Genomic DNA, 1,678 nt, shown 5'->3' on the forward strand with positions numbered 1-1,678 from the left:
CGGGCGGCTCCCCAGAACAGTCTCAGCCTGGAAGTTGGTCACTAGCTAGACACTACCTAACAGCCACAGGCGATAGGCTGAGAGGCCAGAGATGCTGTCGTGGCTTTCATCTTACCTCTCAGCGGTTTTTGAGATGTTGCGACAATTGGCAATATCAAAGTCAAACGGCTATCAGTGCGATCGGCGATCGCGTAGGGTGCGTTAATTAAATGTAACGCACCACCCACGAGATATATTAAAAATAGTTAGCCGTAGGGTGCGTTCCCTAATGTGGCTCCTACTGCCCCACCAATAGATTTTGGGGAACGCACCATGCTAGAGGATTATAAAAATATCTGCCGTCGCACTCCAGCCCATCGCGGCTGAGTTCAACCGTTATCGAGAAAAATAGTTAAATCCCGTCAAATTCCCCTAAAACTTTCACCTCTGGTTCTAACCAGAGGGACCAGCGATCGAACACTTGTTCCTGCACATGACGAATTAAACGCAGAATATCCGAGGCTTTTGCTGAACCAATATTCAGGATAAAATTAGCGTGTAATTCTGATACTTGCGCTCCACCAATTTGATAACCTTTTAATCCCATTTCCTCAATTAAAGCCCCGGCAAATTGCGGTTTAGGATTGCGGAAAACGCTACCACAACTGGGACGATCATAGGGTTGGGTACTTTTGCGATGGCGTAAATTATGGGTAGTAATTGCCATTATTTCCTCGCAATTATCGGTAGCTTCTAACTGAAATGTAGCTTCGATAACTAAACGTTGATCCCCTTGCAGAGAAGAACTGCGATAACTATAATTTAAATCTTCTTTGCTTACAGTTTCTAACTGACCATCGGGATTTAATACCAGCGCCCGCACTAATCGATCCGCCACACAGGAGGTGTGCGCCCCCGCATTCATGACCACAGCACCCCCCACCGTACCGGGGATACCCACCGCCCATTCTAGGCCCCTCCAGCCCCTTTTTGCCGCTCTCCAAGCTATTTTTGGCAGGGGTTCCCCCGCCGCTGCTGTAATCGTAGCAGTTTCGGCATCAAAACAACTCGATCGCAGATGGCGAGTATTGAGGACAAGTCCGGGTAAACCTCGATCGCTGATTAGTAAATTTGAACCAGCCCCCAAAACAGTCAAGGGTAAATCTTGCGATCGCAACCAAGCGAACACTTCTCTTAATTCCTCTAGATTAACTGGTTCGGCATACCATTGCGCTCTTCCCCCCACCCGGTAGGAAGTGAAATCAGCTAGAGAAACAGAGGTTTTAATCATAGGGTTTTAGGGGTTGGGGGTTGGGGTTTTAGGGTTTTGGGTGTTGGGTGTTGAGGGTTGGGGTTTTAGGGTTTTGGGGTAGTGGGGAATTTAGCTGAAATTTCCCTATCTCCCTATCTCCCCATTTCCCCATTCCCTAGCTCGGGGTTGGGGTTTTAGGGTTTTGGGTGTTGGGTGTTGAGGGTTGAGGTTTTAGGGTTTTGGGGTAGTGGGGAATTTAGCTAAAATTTCCCTATCTCCCTATCTCCCCATTTCCCCATTCCCTAGCTCCTATACCTGAACTTCCCCCGTATAAATATACTAGCTATGGCTCAAAGTCTTACAGAGCCTGAGTTAAAGCAATGTAATACTAATAAACTACTGGGTACAAACTCCTGAAATCCTTACGCAGACAGGGTTTGAGGCAAA

The 1,678-nt window shown here is 47.4% G+C and carries 2 protein-coding genes; both read right to left on the reverse strand.

Going from position 1 to position 1,678, the window contains the following annotated elements:
• Window positions 1–56 precede the first annotated feature (56 nt).
• Window positions 57–227, reverse strand: coding sequence for a hypothetical protein (locus tag PX481_RS17625; RefSeq protein ID WP_288026078.1), 171 nt, complete (start codon window positions 225–227; stop codon window positions 57–59).
• Window positions 228–391: 164 nt separating this feature from the next.
• On the reverse strand, window positions 392–1,270 hold the full coding sequence (gene murB / locus PX481_RS17630) for a UDP-N-acetylmuramate dehydrogenase (protein WP_002760709.1): 879 nt from the start codon (window positions 1,268–1,270) through the stop codon (window positions 392–394).
• Window positions 1,271–1,678: the final 408 nt, after the last annotated feature.

The organism is Microcystis sp. M53603_WE2 (genome assembly GCF_030065435.1).